The organism is Providencia sp. PROV141 (genome assembly GCF_028481645.1).
GTDB lineage: Bacteria > Pseudomonadota > Gammaproteobacteria > Enterobacterales > Enterobacteriaceae > Providencia > Providencia rettgeri.
The window spans coordinates 1-2442 of record NZ_JAMPPR010000028.1 but is presented as its reverse complement, the minus strand read 5'-3'; the positions used below and the strand labels follow the sequence as shown (position 1 = coordinate 2442).

Annotated in this window: 4 protein-coding genes and 1 pseudogene; all 5 read right to left on the bottom strand. The window is 42.2% G+C overall.

Going from position 1 to position 2442, the window contains the following annotated elements; translation table 11 throughout:
* Positions 1–721: pseudogene (locus PSF09_RS18370) on the bottom strand (hypothetical protein); the annotation flags it as partial.
* Positions 696–1019: a phage tail assembly protein T gene (locus PSF09_RS18365; RefSeq protein ID WP_227528954.1), complete on the bottom strand. Its 324-nt coding sequence runs from the start codon at positions 1017–1019 to the stop codon at positions 696–698. The pseudogene PSF09_RS18370 and the gene PSF09_RS18365, both read right to left, overlap by 26 nt.
* 14 nt (positions 1020–1033) lie before the next feature.
* Positions 1034–1417, bottom strand: a complete 384-nt coding sequence (locus PSF09_RS18360) for a phage minor tail protein domain-containing protein (RefSeq protein ID WP_172767088.1) — start codon at positions 1415–1417, stop codon at positions 1034–1036.
* 43 nt (positions 1418–1460) lie between these two features.
* The gene (locus PSF09_RS18355; protein ID WP_096863834.1) at positions 1461–1973 is read right to left on the bottom strand and encodes a KilA-N domain-containing protein; all 513 of its coding nucleotides are present in this window, start codon (positions 1971–1973) and stop codon (positions 1461–1463) included.
* Between the two features lie 204 nt (positions 1974–2177).
* The coding region (locus tag PSF09_RS18350) for a phage tail tube protein (RefSeq protein WP_272684287.1) at positions 2178–2442 on the bottom strand (265 nt) is incomplete at its 5' end.

The following is a 2442-nucleotide window of genomic DNA, read 5'->3' as shown; positions in this document are numbered from 1 at the left end:
AGCTAATCGTTACACCTTTTAACGCTACGTTTTGTTTTTCAAGTTTGCGAATGTAAACATCAGCTGAACTTGAAACACCAAGCTGTGCTGCTTGAATACGTAACATTTCAGTGCGAGACAAGTTCTGTTGAGTCACTTGTTCTTTTAACTTGTTAATAAAACGCTGCTTGGCCTGCGTTTGCTCTTCTTCGGCTCTTGTGGTTGTTTTAATTATCCCACCGATTCGATTTTGAAGTGTCGCATACTCTTTACCAACCAGGAGCCCGTTTTGTAAGTCTCTGTTAAGACGCTGGCGTATTGCTTGGGCTTCTTCAAGTCCTTTATTGTACTTTTGCAATGCATCCATTTGCGCATCATACTGTGCAACAAGTCCAGTATTTGATTCGGGGCGCTTTCCTTTACGCATCTCTTCTTCAAAAATGCGCTTCACATCTATGTGATTCTTTTCAACGGCCCGTGCTTCTGCTTCAAGCTCTGAAATTTTTTGTTGATGCGCTGCTGCGGACGCATCACTAAATTGTTTGAGTTGGGATTGCCGCTTCCTCTGCCTTTCACTTTCCTTTGCTGCAATTCGGTCCAATGCATCTTGACGCATTTTCGCAAATCGCTGGTCATCACGCTCCTGCTTATTTAATTCACGCTCAACACGTCCAGCTTTCTCAAGGAATTCGGTTGTATTCGCGCCAATCTTAATCTCAAGATCCGCTATTTGGTTGCTCATATCGCACCCCTCCGACAATTCCCTCGCCGATTGTCTGCAGTGTTTCGTCTGACATTTCTGTATCACTCGCCTCTACATCGGTCAGTAACATAAAATCGGTTAACTCAGTATCACCACCAAACATGGTCTGAAATACGGTTTTCTGTAATGCAGCAAATTCGGTATCAATAAGCTGAGGCGTGAACGGTACTTTGCTGAAATGGTCGGTCCAATCGCTATACTCGGTTGCACTGATTTCATCTAGCATTCGTCGCCAGTCAGGTCGCCCAAATTCACGCGCCAGTCGCAAAGCAAACACACGTTCACGCGCGACTACTTTTCCAGTGATTCAGGCTCCTGCGCTTCTTGCCCTTCTTTTTCACTAGGGTCGCTGTCATTGCTCATGCCGCTTAGTTTAGAGGCGGTATCAAATGCGGCTTTTAAGGCTGAATCACCCCAGTTATCGAGTATTTCCTGATAGATGGTTTCAATGTCGCGATTTCTATCAGTGTTCCAAATCGAGCGAGAGACAATCCATGTAAGTTGCTCAACGCCATGTCGATTTGCTTTAGCTCCCAGCGCGTGACCTTTGAGGTTTTCAAGTTCACTCTCTTGATGGACTAATAATTCAAAATACTCAGCACGCTGCAGGGCAGTTAATTCAGAAAGAATGATAACTTCTTCACCAATTTTGATTTCTTTTTTCTTTAAAAACATATCGATACCTTTTCGTTAATAATAAAAAAGGCCGCTGAGCGACCTATTTATAATCCAGTGCAATTTGCAGTTTATTTTCTGCTTCTTGTTTATTGTGTAGCAAGTGAGCTTTTCTACCCCCTCTACCCCAATAATTCATTGTTCGACCACAATCACTAACTATTGCGGCCTCTTGGTTGTAAACATATGCAGCCATATTCGCTTCAGCCATAAAGCTAGCAACTGAAATTAACTCACCTGAAAAATATTTATCTAGGACGGTGTAAACACCAACTTTAAATGCAGGGTCGATATATCCTGCATATTCATAGGCCAAAAACTTAGTTGCAAATGTTCCACCATTACGGCCTTTAGAGATTATAAAAGGTGTAGAATTTCCACCTTTTACTAACTCATTGATAAATGACTGAGTTACTGAGCTTCTTAGGAAGTCAACTGGCCGTAAGTTATCTACTTTCATGCCTGATGCTTTTGCAGCCTTCCAAATATCAGTGATTGATATATATCCATCATCACCCACTCTTACTGGTGTATTAAAAACTGATAATTCTTTCATGGTGCTTACCTTATTTAGTAATGAACCCTTGCCGAAATAGGAAACCAGCCCATCGAAGCGACACCAGCTATAACTGATCCCCTCAAAGGCTCATTACCTAAATTTTGGCTCGATGTTTAACATGTGAATGTGCTTTCGGTGCACAGGGTGAAATGCATATAAAAAGCCACATTTCTGTGGCTATTTGATTGATTTAAATATTTATTACTCTTTTGGTTGAGTAACTGTTTTACCCGCTGGTTTTGGGGGGATTTCTTCTGCCATGGTTGGGCGGCCGGTATTTTTAATTTTTACCGTGCGCGTCATGGTTTCTTTAATCGGAATGGATTTACCTAGGCTGCTAATCCAACCCTTAAATAAGTCCAGAGTACCATTTGGGTACAAGATTTTGTAAAAGCGTGGCACTCCCTCATCAAACCATTTAACAAGGTCTTTTTGCCCTTCTTCGCCCGGCAACCATGCAAGGGTC